2 protein-coding genes are annotated in these 627 nt (G+C 53.7%); both read left to right on the top strand.

Translation table 11 applies throughout. The features are described from left to right. Nucleotides 1-210 (top strand): hypothetical protein (locus tag ACYQ3Q_RS28440; protein WP_459931743.1); only part of this gene is annotated, 210 nt, incomplete at its 5' end. A gap of 197 nt (nt 211-407) precedes the next feature. After that, the coding region (locus ACYQ3Q_RS28435; protein ID WP_459931742.1) for a hypothetical protein at nt 408-627 on the top strand (220 nt) is incomplete at its 3' end.

The raw sequence follows: 627 nt of genomic DNA, 5'->3' as shown, positions 1-627 counted from the left end.
CCTGGATTGCCTTATTTATTTGGCCTCCAGGGGTTCTTTGCAATTGGCAGAATTGTATCCATTCGACAAATTGCGGGAAGTGCGGGAAGTACCAGTCCCCGCCCGAACGAGCGCGAATGCGTGAGTGAGGCGAGCAGGAACCTGCGCGTAACGGCGACTAGCAGGATGAATATTACGGTTCGACAGAGCCAGCGTTCCGGAGGTAGGTGAGCCACATCTCCGGTATAAGTGAGCCATCCCTCCGGAGACTTGAGCCACTTATTCGTTTACGTCCATGGGTGTGGAACCGCCCGAGTAACTCGCTGTCAACCCCCGTTACCCTGTGACCCCATATTAAGACTTTACATGGGGGCGGAGGATGCTACCCTAAACCAAGGGATGGGGCTTCTCAAGAGGAATACCGCCTTATGAGCCACAGCCCTCGACCCATGGAAGCATCCGACGTAGGGTCCCATGTCAAGTCGACCCCAGAGTGGCTCTCTTGCCGGAAGGGTGGCTCTGAAAATCCGGAACTGTGGCTCTCACATTCCGGAATAGTGGCTCAATTCGCTCCAGATTATTCACAGGAGACGTTACGCCGAGTAGAACATGGTCTAAAAGGAATTCGACAATATTCGGGAAGTACCA

It is taken from the genome of Desulfosporosinus burensis, assembly GCF_054657535.1.
This window is presented reverse-complemented; position numbering and strand designations above follow the sequence as displayed.